Raw genomic sequence first — 17,331 nt, 5'->3', positions numbered from 1 at the left:
ATGGCGGTTTCCCTGTGCTGTTAAGGAGAATCTATACAAACCCGTATGCCTGTCGGCATTGATATTGCCTCCGGAAAGTTTGATGTGGCCGTCTGGAAAGGCGACACGTCTTACAAAACCAAAGTCTTTCCCAACACCCCTAAGGGCTTTATCGCCCTGAAAAAATGGCTGGAGCCGTTCGGCTGCTGCCATATCTGCATGGAGGCTACCGGCGCGTACAGTGAGCCGCTGGCCACCTTCCTGCACGACGAAGGCTATGATGTCAGCGTGGAAAATCCTGCGCGCATCAGGCGCTTCGGGCAGGCCGAGCTGAGCCGGAATAAGACGGATAAAGACGATGCGCGCATGATAGCGCGCTACTGTAAACTGCACGGCCCATCGCTGTGGCAGCCGGCGCCGCTGAATGAACGCAGGCTGAAAGCGCTGGTGAAGCGCCTGACGAATCTTCAGGAAATGCGGCAGATGGAAGAGAACCGGCTGGAGGTATCGGATGCGGTGGTGCAGCCCTCAATCCGCGTGGTCATTGCGGCGCTGGATGCGCAGATAGACGAAACGAAGCGGGCAATAAACGACCATATTGACAATGACCCGGGCCTTAAAAAGAACAGGGAACTGCTGGAGTCCATCCCGGGCGTGCTGGGCAGCACGATGCTGGCGTATATGGGGGACATGTCGAGGTTCAGCAGCAGCAAGGCTCTTGTGGCGTGGGTGGGGCTGAATCCGATGCGGCAGGAGTCCGGTGAGTGGAAGGGCAAAAGCAGGATATCGAAGATGGGCAACAGCGCGATGCGCAAGGCCCTGTACATGCCAGCGATAGTGGCGATGAAGTGGAATCCGGCGGTAAGTTTGCTGAAGAAGCTGCTGCAGCTGGCTTATGGTGTGCTGAAGTCGGGTCGTCCGTTCGATGCCGAAATATGTCTTGCCAGGTAACCGGCAAGACGGTATCTACAGTGCATCTGCGGTTTTTACAGGGTGTGCATTAATACGCATCAGGCAATTGACGGGGCGAACACCGTAGGGTGCGCATTCATGCGCACCGGTATCCTTTTACGCCTCAGCCCATCAAAACGTTTCCCAGTTATCGTTACCGTGGCTCACCGCCGCGGGCAGGGCGCGGGTCGGTGCGGGCAGCACCGGTTTCACCACCCGCTCTGTCATCGCTGCGGGCGGGCGCCGGTGTTGAAACGCGCCACCGCCGATGACAGCCGGCTGGCCTGCTGCTCCAGCGACGCCGAGGCGCTGGCCGATTCCTGCACCAGCGTGGCGTTCTGCTGCGTCACGCGATCCATCTCATTCACCGCCTGGCCAATCTGGTCGATACCGCGGCTCTGCTCATCGGAGGCCGAGGCAATCTCGCCCATGATATCGGTGACGCGCGTCACAGCGCTGACAATCTCCTGCATGGTATCGCCAGCGCTGCTGACCTGCTGCGAACCGAGGTCTACGCGCTGCACGGAGTTTTCAATCAGCAATTTGATCTCTTTCGCCGCCTGCGCGCTGCGCTGGGCCAGGTTGCGTACTTCGCCCGCCACCACCGCAAAGCCGCGCCCCTGCTCCCCGGCACGCGCCGCTTCTACCGCTGCGTTAAGTGCCAGAATGTTGGTCTGGAAAGCGATACCGTCGATGACGCTGGTAATGTCGGCGATTTTCTTCGAGCTGTCGGCAATGTCGCGCATGGTTTTCACCACGCCTTCTACCATGTTACCGCCTTTATCGGCGGTGTCCGACGCGGTTTTCGCCAGCTGCGTGGCCTGACGCGCGTTGTCAGCGTTCTGCTTCACGGTCGCGGTAAGCATGTTCCATGCTGGCCGCGGTCTCCTCCAGCGAAGCGGCCTGCTGTTCGGTACGCGCCGAGAGATCGTTATTACCGTTGGCGATGGCGCTGCCAAAAATGGCATCCGCACTGTCACGCACGTTATTAATGGTGCCAAGCAGCGCCTGCTGCATATGATTCAGGCTGGCGGCAATGGCCGCCATTTCACTGCGGCCTGCCACCTGCAGACTGGCTGATAAATCGCCTTCCGCAAAGCGCTGGATCTGCTGCTGCACCGACTGCATCGGTGCCAGCAGCACGCGGCGCACCAGCGTCCATACCGCCGCCACCATCAGCACCACCACCAGCGCGATGACGGCAATCATGATCAGCACCTGCTGATAGTTGCTGTCATTTTGCAGGCTGCGCTGATTGATCAGCTGCATGTTTTCATCACGCCACTGCTGATAAGCCTGTTCCAGTTCATCCTGCGCCTGCTGCGCATCGAGGTTGCCGTAGGCCGCATAGTTATTGGCTTTCAGAAACACGGCGGACTGCTGCAGCAGCGCGGCAAACGCTTTGAATTTATTGTCGATCAGATCGGCGGTCGACGCACTCTGGCCGTCGATGCGCGGATAGCTTCTATACTGATTGAAGTGCTGCTGCGCCGCTTCCAGCGAGGCACCGGCTGCCAGCAGCAGCTTGTTGATCGCCGCCAGCGACTGCTCGTCGGTCTGATTTTTCAGAATACGGATCGCCACGCGGTTGATGGTGACGCGGGTTTTCACCAGCGTTTGCCAGCCGTCGCCCAGCTCGCGCTGCTGATGAGACAACTGATTGCTGGCGGTGAAATTATATTGTCTCGCGCGCAGCGAGGAGAAAAAGAGCGAGCCGGATATGGCCTGCATGGCTGTGAATACCACCAGAATAACCACAATGGCGGTCACAATTTTCATCTTATTGAACATGTGAGCATCTCTTAGCAAATGAGCCGGTAGTTATGTTATCGGTGGAAAAAAGCATCACTAAAGTGCGGCAGCGAAATAATTCACCGCAGTAATGGTTACGGACAAGAGGCCAGGGGATGAAGCCCTTCAATTACCAGCAAGATTTTAAACAGCTCGACTTCCGTCAGCATCCGGAGCTGTATCAGGTCGGGCGCGGCGAGCAGGGTGTGCTGATGGTGGAACCTTATAAAAGCGAAATTCTGCCGCACTGGCGCTTTCGCACCGTCGAGCTGGCGCAGCAGTCATCAGAAAAAATCATGCAGCTGTTCGAGGCGTATCGCGCGCAGGACGATTTTGTCGGTATGGATATGGCGCGAAAATTTATTCAGATGGGGTACACGCGCGCGCGCCGCTACAGCAATCATCAGGGCGGACGGAAATACGGTGCCGACGGCAAAGAGCTGCCGCGTACGATAGAGAAAGAAAAGGCCGCTGCGGCGGCCGTGTTCAAAGCGTGCTGGGATCGACTGCGTGCCGATAACGATTATCTGGCGCGCAAAAAAGCGCACCAGCAAAAGTACGGTTAAACGCGCGTGCCCCACAGGTCGTATTCATCGGCGTGCTCGACTTTGACACGCACCACCTCGCCGACCTTCACTTGGCGATCGCCATTCAGGTACACCGCAACGTCGATTTCCGGGGCGTCGGCCATGCTGCGGCCGACCGCGCCTTCTTCATCCACTTCATCGATGATCACCAGAATCTCGCGACCGATTTTCTCCTGCAGACGCTCTGCGGAGATCTGCTGCTGCAGTTGCATGAAGCGGTCAAAACGCGCCTGCTTGACGTCGTCCGGTACCTGATCCGGCAGCTAGTTAGCCGTGGCGCCTTCAACCGGGCTGTACTGGAAGCAGCCAACGAGATCGAGGCGCGCTTCACGCAGGAAGTCGAGCAGCATCTGGAAATCTTCTTCGGTTTCGCCCGGGAAACCCACGATGAAGGTGGAACGCAGCGTCAATTCCGGACAGATTTCACGCCAGCGTTTGATGCGCTCCAGCGTGCGCTCAACCGTGCCCGGGCGCTTCATCAGCTTCAGGATGCGCGGGCTGGCGTGCTGCAGTGGAATGTCGAAGTAAGGCAGGATTTTGCCTTCGGCCATCAGCGGGATCACGTCATCCACGTGCGGATACGGATAAACGTAGTGCAGACGCACCCAGACGCCGAGTTTCGCCAACTGCTCACACAGGCTGACCATGCTGGTTTTCACCGGCGAACCGTTCCAGAAACCGGTACGGTGTTTAACATCGACGCCATACGCGGAGGTGTCCAGTGAGATCACCAGCAGCTCTTTTACGCCCGCTTCCACCAGACGTTTAGCTTCATCGAGTACTGCGTCAATCGGACGGCTGTCCAGATCGCCACGCATTGACGGGATGATGCAGAAAGTGCAGCGGTGGTTACAGCCTTCGGAAATTTTCAGGTAAGCGTAGTGGCGCGGCGTCAGTTTCACGCCCTGTTCCGGCACCAGGCTGAGGAACGGGTTGTGCTCGGGTTTTGGCACGTAGGTGTGCACGTGCGACAGCACCTGCTCGTAGCTGTGCGGTCCGGTGATCTCCAGCACTTTCGGATGCACTTCGCGGATCTGATCCACTTTGGCGCCGAGGCAGCCGGTGACGATCACTTTGCCGTTCTCGTTCAGCGCTTCACCAATCGCTTCCAGTGATTCCTGTACGGCACTGTCAATAAATCCACAGGTGTTAATGATGACGATCTCCGCATCATCGTAGCGTGGCACCACGTCGTAGCCTTCTGTCCGCAGCTCCGTCAGGATGCGTTCAGAGTCGACGAGGTTTTTTGGGCAGCCGAGGGAGACGAAGCCTACACGCGGCGGATTTTTGACATGGCTCATAAGGATAAAAATTCATCATAATGAAGGTGGACAGGAGCGCGATTGTACAGAGGTTGACGGGGAAAATGTATAGGCTGCGTGAGAATCTGATTGGCGGCAAAAATTGATGTTAACGCTATGCTTGCTGAGGGTAACCCACGCTCATTAGTCTCAGGGTGGCGGACATCCGGGGTGTGCAAGCGGGTCGATTTTGCTTAAATATTGGGTTGGTAATTGTAAGTTATTATTGACATTACAGAATTTTAAAGCGCGCCAGCGGTGAGTTTCTCTCTGCCGGGGCTGAAGTGGATAATGTGAGAGCAGACAAATGCAAGAGATCGTCAAAGGTTTTCTGAATTTTCAACAGAATGTGTTTCCTGAAAGGAAGGATCTTTTCAAGAGTCTGGCGTCCAACCAGAATCCTAAAGCTTTATTCATCTCCTGTTCGGATAGCCGTCTGGTGCCAGAGCTGGTGACACAGTCGGAGCCGGGCCAGCTGTTCGTGATCCGTCACGCCGGTAATATCGTACCGCCGTTTGGTCCGGAGCCGGGTGGCGTGTCAGCAACCATCGAGTATGCGGTGGTCGCGCTGGGCGTAACCGAGATTATTATTTGTGGTCACTCCAACTGCGGTGCGATGAACGCGATTGCGTCCAACGCCGATCTCGAGAGCATGCCGGCGGTTGATCACTGGCTGCACTACGCCAATGCGGCGAAAGCGGTGGTGGAAGAGCGCAACTACGAATCGGTTGAGAAACGCCTCAACGAAATGGTGAAAGAGAACGTGATTGCCCAGCTCAACAATATCAAAACGCATCCTTCCGTTTCGGTCGCGCTGCGCAAAGGCAAGCTGCGCCTGCACGGCTGGGTTTATGATATTGAAAGCGGCGGCATTATTGCGCTAACCAAAGGCGGTAAATCCTTCATTTCACTGTCGGAAAACCCGGAAACCTGCTTCGAATAACCCTGCCTGCTATCCGCCCGGCCACTGCGCCGGGCTTAATGTTTTGTAAATCCTGCACATCCTTTCTAACTGTCTGACTGCCCTTAATGGCAGACTGTGAAAAGGATAATCCCATGCGTTTATGGCGTGTTGCGCTGCTGGCTGGCGCGCTCAGCGGTTCCTTCACCGCGCTGGCGGCCGATGTCCAAGTGCAGGTGTTACAGGACAAGCTCGATCATCCGTGGTCAGTGGCGTTTCTGCCCGACCAGCGAACCCTGCTGATTACCGAACGTTCCGGACAGCTGCGCAGCTGGCAGCCGGGCCGGGGGCTATCGCAGCCGATAAGCGGCGTACCCAACGTGTGGGCCAACCGTCAGGGCGGTCTGCTGGATGTGGTGCTGGCGCCGGACTTCGCGCAAAGCCGTCGGGTGTGGCTCAGTTATACCACCGCCGATGACACCGGCCGCGCGGGCGGCGTGGTGGGTTACGGCACGCTCAGCGCAGATCACCGTCAGCTGCAGGATTTTAAGGTGGTGCTGGAGCAAACGCCGAAGCTGTCCGGCGGTGCCAACATCGGCACGCGGCTGGCGTTTGATCGCCAAGGCTATCTGTACATCGCGTTCGGCGATAACTTTGCCAGCCGCAGCGCGCAACAGCTGGACAAACTGTCGGGCAAAATTGTCCGCCTGACGCAGGACGGCAAGGTACCGGCTGATAACCCGTTTAGCCATCGTCAGGGCGCACGCGCGGAGATCTGGTCTTACGGCGTGCGCAACCCGCAGGGGCTAGCGCTTAATCCGTGGACGCAGCAGATGTGGGAGAGTGAACACGGCCCGCGCGGCGGCGATGAGGTGAATCTGGCGGCGAAAGGCAAAAATTACGGCTGGCCGCTGGCGACGTACGGCATTGATTACAGCGGGCAGAAAGTGCCGGAAGCGCAGGGCAGCGCCGTTGCCGGCACCGAGCAGCCGCTGTTTTACTGGCAGCAATCGCCGGCCATCAGCGGCATGGCGTTTTACAATAGCGCTCGCTTTCCCCAGTGGAAAAACTCGCTGTTTATCGGTGCGCTGAAAGATAAAAGTCTGATCCGTCTGCGCGTTAACGGCGAGAAGGTCGAAGAGGCGCAGCGGCTGCTGGGCGACCGTGTCGAACGCATCCGCGATGTCCGTCAGGGGCCGGATGGTTATCTGTATGTGCTGATCGATGAGGCCAATGGCAAGCTGCTGAAAGTCGGGCTGGCGGACGCCGCCAGCGCCGCGCGCGGTTAATTAGCGCACCCAGTTACACACCTGCCAGCCGCGCTGCTGCGCTTCCTGCTGCAGCAGCGCGTCCGGGTTGATCACCCATGCATGATCGGCATGCGACAGCAGCGGCAGATCGTTCATCGAATCGCTGTACGCCCAGGTGCGCTCAAAACGCCGATCCTGCTGCAGCGCTCGCCAGTCGCTGAGTCGTGAAACTTTGCCTTCACGGTAAGTGGCGGTGCCGTAAATCTCACCGCTGTAGCGTTCATCGACCACTTCAATGTTAATCGCCAGCGCGCCGTGTACGCCCAGCCGTTCCGCAATCGGCACGGCGAGGTGATCGCCGCTGGCGGTAATAATCATCACCGTATCGCCACGCTGCTGATGCCACTGGATGCGTTCGCGCGCGGCGGGAAAGACGCGCGGCAGGATATCGCGATGAATAAAGCGCCGCACCCAGCCTGCGACGGTGAGGGTCGCCATGCCGGTGAGCGGCGAGAGCGTGGTGCGCATGTACTCTTCAATCGACAGGCTGCCGGCGTGGTATTGCGCCATCAGCGCCTGCTCCTGACGAATGATCTCTTCCGGTGCAAACCCCTGCGAAACCAGCCAGCGCAGCCAGAGGCTGGTGCTGTCTTCACAAATCAGGGTTTCATCCAGATCGAAAACGGCTAAGTCCATCATGATTCTTTTCGGGCTGACTGGCATCAGGTTAGCGGAATTTTGTGACTGGCTTAACTGTTCTGCGAAAATTCGGAATTTCTCGCAATTTTTCCTCTGCCCTGACGCCCGCGCACTGGCAGCGCAGCGGCCTTAATGCTAGGGTTACTCTAACAAACTCTAAAAAACTTTACGGTTTGGCGGTTTTTTTCACCGGCGTGAACCGTTAGCGTTTGGTAAGACATGTCTTACCTGCACAAATCCGTGATTTTAAAAGGACAATTGGGTCACGCTCATGAGAAAAACATCCCAGACTTTAGTCTGGCGGCCACTTCATTATTGTTGCTTTTCGTCCCTGTCACCACTCAGGCCGAGCAGGCACCGGCGGCACCGCAGATTGAGGCAAAAGCCTGGATTCTGATGGACTATAGCAGCGGCAAAGTACTGGCAGAGTCCAATGCCGACCAGCGTCTTGATCCCGCCAGTCTGACCAAAATGATGACCAGCTACGTGGTCGGCCAGGCGCTAAAATCCGGCAAAATCACCAGTAACGACATGGTGACCATCGGCCAAGATGCGTGGGCCACCGGCAATCCGAAACTGCGCGGGTCGTCGCTGATGTTCCTCAAGCCGGGCGATCGCATCCCGGTCTCGGAACTGAATAAGGGCGTGGTGATCCAGTCGGGGAATGATGCCTGTATAGCGCTGGCGGACTATGTCGCCGGCAGTCAGGATGCCTTTATTGGCCTGATGAACAATTACGCCAAAAGCCTTTGGCCTGCAAAACACCCACTTCATGACGGTGCACGGTCTGGACGCCGAAGGCCAGTACAGCACCGCACGCGACATGGCGATCATCGGCCAGCGCCTGATTGGTGATGTGTCGGAAGAGTATGCGCTGAACAGCGAAAAAGAATTTACCTTCAATAATATCAAACAGATGAACCGCAACCGCCTGCTGTGGAGCAGCAACCTCAAGGTTGACGGTATTAAAACCGGTCATACCTCGGGGGCGGGCAACAATCTGGTTGCTTCAGCGGTGGACGGCGATATGCGCCTGATTTCGGTGGTACTGGGTCGCAGACCGATGCAATTCGCTTCCGCGAGAGTGAGAAGCTGCTGACGTGGGGCTTCCGTTTCTATGAAACCGTTACGCCGATTAAAGCGGATAAACCGTTTGCCCAGCAGCGCGTATGGTTTGGCGAAAACAGCCAGGTCAACCTCGGCGTGGCGAAGGATGCGGCGATCACTATCCCGAAAGGGCAGATGAAAAATCTCAAGGCCAGCTTTACCCTCAACGCACCGCAGCTGGAAGCGCCGCTGAAAAAGAATCAGGTGGTGGGCACTATCGATTTCCAGCTGGATGGCAAAACCATTGAGCAGCGTCCGCTGGTGGCGATGGAGGATGTACCGGAAGCCGGCTTTATTGGCCGCATCTGGGATTTCATTATGATGAAATTCAACGGCTGGTTCGGTAAGTGGTTCAGTTAATCTCAGGGCGGCGGGTCAGCCCGTGGCTAACCCGCCTGCCGGCTGAGTTTATCCGCGAACCCAGCTTTTTTTAATCGGCATCGCGAACAGGGCGCGGTAGAGTTGATGCGTCAGCGCCAGCATGCGCTGACCGTACAGCTGCCACGCCAGATGCGAAGCCAGACAGCCAAGCAACCCCACCAGAAAACCGCCCAGCATATCCAGCGGCCAGTGCACGCCGAGATACACGCGTGACCATGCAATAGCGCTGCCAATCGCCAGTAAAACCACCCCGGACCACAGACGGTGCCAGAAAATAAACGCTAGCGCGAAGGTAAAAATCGTGGTGCCGTGATCGCTGGGATAGGAGTCATCAGCAGTGTGTGACAGGAACTGCTGACCAAAGCCAATGGCGAATGGGCGCGGGTGTGGTAGCAGCTGGCCCACGCACCAGGAGATGCTCAGCGCATAAATCAGCGCCATGCCGGTTTTCAGCACCAGCGCGCGCTGCGACTGTAGCTGATCGCGCGGTCCCCACAGCCACAGGGCGACAATCAGCAACGGTACAATAGCAATCACATCTTTGGCGATAAAGGTCGCTAGGCTGAGCAGCCACGCGGGTGAATCCGGCGTGGCGTTAATCCATAAAAAGAGGGTGTGGTTAAGAGCTTCCATCACGTTTCCTCGTCCTCGTCTTGTTTACCCAAAAATCAGCAGCTGGCTGAGCCACACCCACCAGCCCGCCCACAAATTGTGGGAGAAAAAGTGCGCACCACGCATCACCTGGCCATAGCCCATCAACAGGCCACAGGCGATACCCACTGCCAGCGCCAGCAGCGCGCGGCGTGGACGCTCCGGCCACCACAAAAAAAACAGCGCCATCAGCGCAAAGCCGCTGGAAGCATGGCCGCCCGGAAAGCACTGGCCCGGGCCACTGTTGGCCGGCACCGCCGCCAGCAGCGGAAAGTTCGTGGCGTTGCCGCCGAACAGCGCCAGATCCCACGGACAGGAGTGCGCGTTGTGCGCCTTCAGCATGCCCACCACCAGCGGCCCCATGCCAAACAGCAGGGCCACCAGCACGCGCCGGGCGTCGCGCTGCTGCAGGCCGCGCAGTAACAGCAGTACCGCGCCAGCGATAATCACATCCTTCATCAGCCGATGGTTAATCAGATCCAGCCAGCGATTGTGCTGCCACGGAAAACGCCGGGTGAGCGGATCAAACCAGCGCTGGCTGATGGCGATGTCGAGGCTTTCGTGGCGCGACCACCACAGAAACGCCAGCGCCAGAATTGCCAGCAAAATAAGGTTGATAGCGTAGAAGCGCGCGGACAGAGAATAAATAGCCGCGCTCCGAATCTCACTGGGGGTTGTTGGAGTGTTTAACTTTGATGAAAGTTGCATGAATATTTGCAAATAGCGAAACCAGAGTCACAGGGTGGCAAATCACGCTTAGGGAAACCTTAAGGGGGCGCGTGGCAGGCATAAAAAAACCCGCTAGCAGAAGGCTAACGGGCTCCTCAATTTGGGGATTTCAAAGAAAAGCAGTGGCACTTATTCAGACTGCATCGCGTCCGATTAGTTCTGACGCGCGTAAAAATATTTTTAAACAGGCAAAAGCGGCCAGATGATGACGATTAGCGTCCCCGCCAGCGTCAGCAAGACGTTGGCAATGGCGTAGGTGCCGGCATAGCCGAGCGCCGGAATGCTGCTGCGGGCGGTATCGCTGATGATCTCCATGGCCGGTGCGCAGGTGCGCGCGCCCATGATGGCACCAAACAGCAGCGCGCGGTTCATGCGCAGCACATAAGCGCCGAACAGATAGCGAATCACCACCGGTAACAGACTCACCAGCAGGTCGCTCAGCAGCATCAGCGCGCCCGCACTGCCGAGACCGTGCTGCAGCCCGCTGTCGGCGCTCAGGCCGACCCCGGCCATAAACACCATCAGGCCAAACTCTTTCACCATGGTCAGTGCGCCCTGCGGGATGTAGCCGAACGTCGGGTGGTTGGCGCGCAGAAAGCCGAGCATGATGCCGGCAAACAGCAGCCCGGCGGCGTTGCCCAGGCCAAAGCTGAAGTTGCTGAACTGGAAGGTGATCATGCCGATCATCAGGCCGATGATAAAGAAGGCGCAGAACGCCAGCAGATCGGTCATCTGGCTGTGAATAGCAATGAAGCCAATGCGATCGGCTAGGCTTTTCACCCGGCGCGCTTCGCCGCTCACCTGCAGCACATCACCTTTGTTGAGCATAATGCTGTCGTCGATGGGCATCTCAATCTGGCTGCGAATCACCCGGTTAAGGAAGCAGCCGTGATCGGTCAGTTTTAAATGGCTCAGGCGTTTATTTACCGCGTTGTGGTTTTTCACCACGATCTCTTCGGTGACGATGCGCATGTCGAGCAGATCGCGATCGAACACCTCTTTACCATTACGGAAACTGGCGTCGAGACGCGCATGGGCATCCGGATAGCCCACCAGGGAAATTTCATCGCCGAGCTGCAGTACTGCATCACCGTCCGGGCTGGCGAGAATGCCGTTACGCCGCAGGCGCTCAATGTAGCAGCCGGTCTGACGGTGAATCCCCAGCTCGCGCAGGTTTTTGCCGCCGCTCCACTCAACCAGCTCCGGACCGACACGGTAGGCGCGAATCACAGGCAGGAACACTTTGCGCTGGCTGTCCGCATCCAGGCCGCGCTCGCGCGCGATTTGCTGGGCGCAGGTCGGCAAATCCTGATGCTGCAGGCGCGGCAGGTAGCGTGCGCCGAAAATCAGGCTGACCAGCCTTATCAGATAGGTGAGGGCGTAACCCAGGCTAAGGTTATCCTGCATGCGCCCCAGCAGCTGCGTGTCGCTGATGCTTTGCCGCAGCGTATCACCTGCGCCCACCAGCACCGGCGTTGAGGTCATCGAGCCGGCCAGCATGCCGGCGGTGAGGCCGATATCCCAGCCAAACAGTTTGCCGAGCGTCAGCGCAATCAGCAGGGCGCTGACCACCATGACGATCGCCAGAAAGAAATAGTTCTTACCGTCGCGGAAAAAGATGGAGAAAAAGTTGGGACCGGCTTCCACCCCGACACAAAAAATAAACAGCATAAAGCCTAGACTTAAGGCGTCAGTATTAATCGCGAAGTGTTGCTGACCTAAAATCAGCGAAACCACCAGCACACCAATAGAATTACCGAGTTGTACGGAGCCAAGGAGTAATTTACCCAGACACAGGCGGAGGGCTAATACGACAAATAATAACAGAACGTCATTTCCGCTTAACAATTCTGCGACGTTGATGTTCACGGTTTAACTTCTTATTTACCTGTAACGGGTTGATGGGAGGGGTTTTTCGCTATCTTGTGACGGCAGCGCACGGCCCGGTCACCGAATGTTCTTAATCTGTGATCCACATAAAGCGGCGCCATTCTAATCATAATTAACACCCTCAGCTATCAGCAGTTTTCATTCCTTCTGCCTTCAGCTGTTTCTTTTTATTTCCACGTAAGCGCATCAGGGCAGTTAAAAGTTTCAATATTGTTAACGTCAAAGTTGAGGAGAGGTATGTTGCAGCGCAATAATCGCTGGCCAGCATCGGTTCTGGGCGTGATGCTTTATACGCTGGTGTTTATTTTTGCACATCATTTTTGCTCCGCCGCCGCGACGCAGGCGGTGCGTGGGCAGCCGGAACTGCTGCTGTTTCTGCTGCCGGGCATCGTGATGGCACTGCTGCAGCCGGACAGTCCGCTGATCGGCACCCTGTGGATCGCGCTGGGCGGGACGCTGCTGGGCATGACGTGGGTGTGGCTGGTGATGCCGATGACGCACAGCTTGCTGCTGGTGACGGCGTGGAGCTTGAGTGCACTATTCTGGGCGGGGTGCGGTGCGCTGCTGGTGCGCCTGCTGCGCATTATGCTGGCGATGCGGACCAGCTGAGTGAAGCGAAGACGGGCCCGCAGGCCCGTCAGGTCAGGCTTCGATGCCGAGGTTTTCTTTGGTCCACGCAGCAAATTCGGTGTAACCACCGATGTGCTGGTCGTCGAGGAAGATCTGCGGCACGGTAGAAACCGGTTTGCCGGCACGCGCTTCTAGGTCGGCTTTGGTGATGCCGGTCGCCTGGATATCGACGTACTGATAATTAAAATCGTCGCGCTCGCTGGTTAACTTCGTGGCTAACTCTTTTGCTCGTACGCAGTAAGGGCAGCTGGAACGGCCAAAAATCACTGCAATCATTGCTTCTCTCCTTCAGCTGCTGTTTTGTGACTTGTCTCACATCACAGCGTGAATAATGCGTCACATTATGCCCGCCCATCATGCTTAAGAAAAGCAGAAATTGCCTGTTACTCTAATGCGTGCTGTCTATACCCGGTCACAATGCCGTACTACAGTATTCGGGTATCATCTGCAGCAGAAACAGATGAACACTGAGGAGCCCTGAACCATGCGTAATCTGGCTACGTTGCCCAAACTCGTGCTACTGCTGGAAGCGCTGGGCGTGCTAGCAGTGATTGGCGCGCTGCTGCTGGTCAACGACTGGCTGGCGGCACCGGCATTCATGGCGAAAAAACCGCTGGCAACGCTGCTGTTCTTCCTCGGCATCGCGCTGATGCTGCCGGCAGCGTGGCTGATGATGTGGCGCACCGCAAAGGCGATGGCACCGCAGTTGTTCAATCACACCCACAAAAAGAAGTAACCGGAGAGGATTATGACGCCGACTATTGATTTGCTTTGCAGCCACCGTTCCATTCGCGCCTTTACTGAGCAGGGGATTGATGACGCCCAGCGCAGCGCGATTATCGCTGCGGCGCAGGCGGCCTCGACCTCCAGTTTTTTACAGTGTTCCTCCATTGTACGTATCACCGACCGCGCCCTGCGCGAGCAGCTGGTGCAGCTCACCGGCGGCCAGCCGTGGGTCAGCGCCGCAGCGGAGTTTTGGGTGTTCTGCGCCGACTTCAACCGCCAACAGCAAATCTGCCCTGAGGCCCAACTGGGCCGTGCCGAACAGCTGCTGCTGGGCTGTGTCGATACCGCGCTGATGGCGCAGAACGCCATGGTCGCCGCAGAATCACTCGGTTTAGGCGGCGTGTTTATTGGCGGCATTCGCAACAGCATCGCTCAGGTGACGGAGCTGCTGGGGCTGCCGAAGTTTGTGCTGCCGCTGTTTGGTTTCTGCATCGGCCATCCCGACGCGTCACCGGACGTCAAGCCGCGCATGCCGCAGGCGATGCTGGTGCACGAAAACCGCTACCAGCCGCTAGATAAAGCAGTGCTGGCGCAATATGACCAGCAAATCACCGCTTACTATCAGCAGCGCGACAGCAATCAGCGCTCGGAAACCTGGAGTGAACTGATTCAGCGTTTAATCATTAAAGAAACGCGACCGTTCATGCTGGAGTACCTGCATCAGCAGGGCTGGGCAACGCGCTAAGCACAGGGACCGCTGCAATGAAGATGGCCATTCTCACCCGTGACGGCGTGCTCTACTCCTGTAAACGCCTGCGTGAAGCCGCGGAAGCGCGTGGCCATCAGGTGCAGATGATCGATCCGCTCTCCTGCTACATGAACATCAACTCCGACTCGCCGGCGGTGCACTATCGCGGTGAGGCGCTCGGCCATTTCGACGCGGTGATCCCGCGCATCGGCACCGCCACCACCTTTTACGGTACGGCGGTGCTGCGTCAGTTCGAGATGCTCGGCAGCTACCCGCTCAACGAGTCAGTGGCCATTACCCGCGCACGCGACAAGCTGCGCTCGCTGCAGCTGCTGGCGCGCGAGGGCATCGATATGCCGGTCACCGGCTTTGCCTCGTCGCCGGATGACACGCAGGATGTGATCGCCATGGTCGGCGGCGCGCCGCTGGTGGTGAAACTGGTGGAGGGGACGCAGGGGATCGGCGTGGTGATGGCGGAAACCCGCCAGGCGGCAGAGAGCGTGATCGATGCGTTTCGCGGTCTCAATGCGCATATTCTGGTGCAGGAGTTCATCAAAGAGGCGCGCGGGCGCGACATCCGCTGCCTGGTAATTGGCGACGAGGTGGTGGCGGCGATTGAGCGGGAAGCGAAAGAGGGCGATTTCCGCTCTAATCTGCACCGTGGCGGCAGCGCCCGCGCCGTCACCATTACCGATCAGGAGCGCGAGATCGCGGTCAAAGCTGCCACGACGCTGGGATTAGCCGTGGCGGGCGTGGATATTCTGCGCGCCAACCGGGGTCCGCTGGTGATGGAGGTCAATGCCTCACCGGGGCTGGAGGGCATCGAAGGCAGCACCGGTTTAGACATTGCCGCCATGATGATCCGCTGGATTGAGCAGCACGCCTGTCCCGGTTATCGTCCGAAAACCGGGGGCTGAACCGCGTTTTTGCGCGGTTTTCATGGCATCTGCGACTATTTTTCCGTAAGCTAAGGCGCTTATTTATTCACCCCACAGGACACAACGATAGATTCACTGGTCGTTCCTGACATCGACATGCTGCGTCGCTGGCTGGATCAACAAAATATCACCTGGTTCGAATGCGACGCCTGCCAGGCTTTGCATCTGCCGCATATGCAGAATTTTGACGGGGTGTTTGACGCGAAAATCGACTTGGTGGATAACGTTATCCTCTTCTCGGCGCTGGCAGAAGTAAAGCCCACCGCGCTGATCCCGCTGGTAGGAGAACTGTCGCAAATCAATGCGAGTTCGCTCACGGTGAAAGCCTTTATCGATATACAGGATGACAACCTGCCGAAACTGATCGTCTGCCAGTCAATCAGCGTGAGCGCCGGCATCACCTTTGGTCAGTTCACCCACTTTATGAAGCAGAGCGAAGAGGGGATTTCGATGGTGATCATGGAAGCGTTCGCCAATCATCTGCTGATGATGGGCGAAGACGAGGAGCGTCCGCCGAGCGTCAGCAGCCATAGCATGCTGCACTGATTTTTCCCCTCCTGCTAACTGCCGCTTTTTGCGGCAGTTTTCATTTCGGGCCCACCACTTTTTATTCTGCATTTTGCCCTTTATTGCCAGATATTAGTCGTGCTTTATGCCGCTAGTGCCAGAGTGCATAGCAGAAACATGCATAACTTATCGCAAAAAGGCGTTTTTTAAGCTGGGATCTGGCATGCAGGAATCAGGGGGGCTATTCTTGCGGGGCTGTCTGATACGTGCAACTACGGCGCAGCTATAGGTTTTTGCTATTAAACTCCCGCTGAATATTGATTCATTGTGTGGCTGTAATTTAAAAGACAACGCAACGACCGGATCGCGTGTATGCAGCGTTGTGATGACCCGCTCAGGAGGAAGAAAAACATGATCAACCAGTCAAAAAAATGGTTGCCAGGTGTGGTTGCAGGTGTGCTGATGGCTGCAGCCGTGGGCGCTCAGGCAGAGGATAAAACGCTGCACGTTTATAACTGGTCCGATTATATTTCGGCCGACACCGTGCCCAATTTCGAAAAGCAGACCGGCATCAAAGTGGTCTACGACGTGTTTGACTCCAACGAAGTGCTGGAAGGCAAACTGATGGCCGGCAGCACGGGCTATGACGTGGTGGTACCGTCGTCGAGCTTCCTCGCGCGTCAGCTGCAGTCTGGTGTGTTCCAGGAGCTGGATAAGAGCAAGCTGCCTAACTATAAAAAACTCGATCCCGATCTGATGGCGAAAGTGGCCCAGCACGATCCGGGTAACAAATACGCTATTCCTTACCTGTGGGGCACCACCGGTATTGGCTATAACATCGATAAAGTCAAAGCGGCACTGGGCGCCGATGCGCCGGTGAACAGCTGGGATTTGGTGCTGAAGCCAGAAAACCTGGAAAAACTGAAGAGCTGCGGTGTTTCGTTCCTCGATGCGCCAGAAGAGATTTTTGCCACCGTGCTGAACTACCTCGGCAAAGATCCGAACAGCTCTGACGCGAAAGATTACACCGGCGCGGCAACCGATCTGCTGCTGAAGCTGCGGCCGAATATCCGCTACTTCCACTCTTCGCAGTACATCAATGACCTCGCCAACGGCAACATATGTGTCGCCATCGGCTGGTCTGGCGATATTCTGCAGTCGAAAGATCGCGCGGTGAAAGCGAACAACGGTGTACACCTCGGTTACAGCGTACCGAAAGAGGGCGCGCTGGCGTTCTTCGACATGATGGCGATTCCAAAAGACGCGAAAAACCTTGATGCGGCTTATCAGTGGCTGAACTACATCATGGATCCGAAAGTGATTGCCGACGTCTCCAACAAAATGAATTACGCCAACGGTAACAAAGCGTCGCTGCCGCTGATCAATGCGGATGTGCGCAACAATCCGGGTATCTTCCCGACGCCGGAAGCGATGGCCAAACTGTTTGTGCTCAAGGTCCAGGATCCGAAACTGGATCGTGCGCGTACCCGTGCATGGACTAAAGTAAAAAGTGGTAAGTAAGTTCGTTCTGAACGGATTCCCTTATCGGTAAACGACAACAGAGG

Annotated in this window: 15 protein-coding genes and 3 pseudogenes; 11 read left to right on the top strand and 7 right to left on the bottom strand. The window is 57.0% G+C overall.

The window, feature by feature from the left end; translation table 11 throughout:
* Window positions 1-45 precede the first annotated feature (45 nt).
* On the top strand, window positions 46-930 hold the full coding sequence (locus AC6I8M_RS09505; protein ID WP_498013404.1) for an IS110 family RNA-guided transposase: 885 nt from the start codon (window positions 46-48) through the stop codon (window positions 928-930).
* Window positions 931-1,062: 132 nt separating this feature from the next.
* Here AC6I8M_RS09505 and AC6I8M_RS09500 read toward each other — a convergent pair.
* Window positions 1,063-2,721: pseudogene (locus AC6I8M_RS09500) on the bottom strand (methyl-accepting chemotaxis protein).
* Between the two features lie 116 nt (window positions 2,722-2,837).
* Between AC6I8M_RS09500 and AC6I8M_RS09495 the strand changes: the two are divergent.
* Entirely contained in the window at window positions 2,838-3,287 is a 450-nt protein-coding gene (locus tag AC6I8M_RS09495) for a DUF4385 domain-containing protein (protein ID WP_010615617.1), read from the top strand.
* Here AC6I8M_RS09495 and rimO read toward each other — a convergent pair.
* A pseudogene (gene rimO, locus AC6I8M_RS09490) lies at window positions 3,284-4,609 on the bottom strand (30S ribosomal protein S12 methylthiotransferase RimO). The gene AC6I8M_RS09495 and the pseudogene rimO overlap by 4 nt on opposite strands.
* 307 nt (window positions 4,610-4,916) lie before the next feature.
* Here rimO and AC6I8M_RS09485 point away from each other — a divergent pair.
* Both AC6I8M_RS09485 and AC6I8M_RS09480 read left to right on the top strand, forming a co-directional pair.
* Window positions 4,917-5,552, top strand: coding sequence for a carbonic anhydrase (locus AC6I8M_RS09485; RefSeq protein WP_058948804.1), 636 nt, complete (start codon window positions 4,917-4,919; stop codon window positions 5,550-5,552).
* 113 nt (window positions 5,553-5,665) lie between these two features.
* Window positions 5,666-6,799: a PQQ-dependent sugar dehydrogenase gene (locus AC6I8M_RS09480; RefSeq protein ID WP_010615621.1), complete on the top strand. Its 1,134-nt coding sequence runs from the start codon at window positions 5,666-5,668 to the stop codon at window positions 6,797-6,799.
* On the opposite strand, the gene AC6I8M_RS09475 is transcribed toward AC6I8M_RS09480, so the two are convergent.
* Window positions 6,800-7,456 (bottom strand): HAD family hydrolase, encoded by a 657-nt coding sequence (locus AC6I8M_RS09475; protein ID WP_010615622.1) that lies wholly within the window; start codon window positions 7,454-7,456, stop codon window positions 6,800-6,802.
* Window positions 7,457-7,741: 285 nt separating this feature from the next.
* Between AC6I8M_RS09475 and AC6I8M_RS09470 the strand changes: the two are divergent.
* Window positions 7,742-8,926, top strand: a pseudogene (locus AC6I8M_RS09470) (serine hydrolase).
* Window positions 8,927-8,974: 48 nt separating this feature from the next.
* Here AC6I8M_RS09470 and ybjG read toward each other — a convergent pair.
* From ybjG to AC6I8M_RS09455, 3 genes are all read right to left on the bottom strand, one after another.
* Entirely contained in the window at window positions 8,975-9,580 is a 606-nt protein-coding gene (ybjG, locus tag AC6I8M_RS09465; protein WP_498013771.1) for an undecaprenyl-diphosphate phosphatase, read from the bottom strand.
* A 24-nt stretch (window positions 9,581-9,604) separates the two neighbouring features.
* Entirely contained in the window at window positions 9,605-10,204 is a 600-nt protein-coding gene (locus tag AC6I8M_RS09460; RefSeq protein ID WP_153005927.1) for a phosphatase PAP2 family protein, read from the bottom strand.
* A gap of 303 nt (window positions 10,205-10,507) precedes the next feature.
* Window positions 10,508-12,196, bottom strand: a complete 1,689-nt coding sequence (locus tag AC6I8M_RS09455) for an aspartate:alanine antiporter (protein ID WP_010618316.1) — start codon at window positions 12,194-12,196, stop codon at window positions 10,508-10,510.
* A gap of 258 nt (window positions 12,197-12,454) precedes the next feature.
* Between AC6I8M_RS09455 and AC6I8M_RS09450 the strand changes: the two genes are divergently transcribed.
* Window positions 12,455-12,826, top strand: a complete 372-nt coding sequence (locus AC6I8M_RS09450) for an inner membrane protein YbjM (RefSeq protein WP_010618315.1) — start codon at window positions 12,455-12,457, stop codon at window positions 12,824-12,826.
* Between the two features lie 33 nt (window positions 12,827-12,859).
* Here the strand turns inward: AC6I8M_RS09450 and AC6I8M_RS09445 are convergent, their stop codons facing one another.
* The gene (locus AC6I8M_RS09445) at window positions 12,860-13,123 is read right to left on the bottom strand and encodes a GrxA family glutaredoxin (RefSeq protein WP_010618314.1); all 264 of its coding nucleotides are present in this window, start codon (window positions 13,121-13,123) and stop codon (window positions 12,860-12,862) included.
* Between the two features lie 208 nt (window positions 13,124-13,331).
* On the opposite strand from AC6I8M_RS09445, the gene AC6I8M_RS09440 reads away from it, so the two are divergent.
* The 5 genes from AC6I8M_RS09440 to potF all read left to right on the top strand — a co-directional run bounded on the left by AC6I8M_RS09440 (window position 13,332) and on the right by potF (window position 17,287).
* The gene (locus tag AC6I8M_RS09440) at window positions 13,332-13,583 is read left to right on the top strand and encodes a DUF1418 family protein (RefSeq protein WP_010618313.1); all 252 of its coding nucleotides are present in this window, start codon (window positions 13,332-13,334) and stop codon (window positions 13,581-13,583) included.
* Between the two features lie 12 nt (window positions 13,584-13,595).
* A complete protein-coding gene (gene nfsA, locus AC6I8M_RS09435; protein WP_010618312.1) occupies window positions 13,596-14,318 on the top strand; it encodes an oxygen-insensitive NADPH nitroreductase in 723 nt (240 codons plus the stop codon).
* Window positions 14,319-14,335: 17 nt separating this feature from the next.
* A complete protein-coding gene (gene rimK / locus AC6I8M_RS09430; protein ID WP_498013770.1) occupies window positions 14,336-15,238 on the top strand; it encodes a 30S ribosomal protein S6--L-glutamate ligase in 903 nt (300 codons plus the stop codon).
* 87 nt (window positions 15,239-15,325) lie between these two features.
* Window positions 15,326-15,805 carry a type III secretion system chaperone family protein gene (locus AC6I8M_RS09425; RefSeq protein ID WP_021508382.1) on the top strand — a complete coding sequence of 160 codons (480 nt, stop codon included), beginning with the start codon at window positions 15,326-15,328 and terminating at the stop codon, window positions 15,803-15,805.
* Window positions 15,806-16,177: 372 nt separating this feature from the next.
* The gene (gene potF / locus AC6I8M_RS09420) at window positions 16,178-17,287 is read left to right on the top strand and encodes a spermidine/putrescine ABC transporter substrate-binding protein PotF (RefSeq protein WP_010618309.1); all 1,110 of its coding nucleotides are present in this window, start codon (window positions 16,178-16,180) and stop codon (window positions 17,285-17,287) included.
* Window positions 17,288-17,331: the final 44 nt, after the last annotated feature.

It is taken from the genome of Type-A symbiont of Plautia stali, from assembly GCF_059731155.1.
The sequence above is the reverse complement of the archived record's forward strand: the minus strand, read 5'-3'. Positions and strand labels throughout refer to the sequence as shown.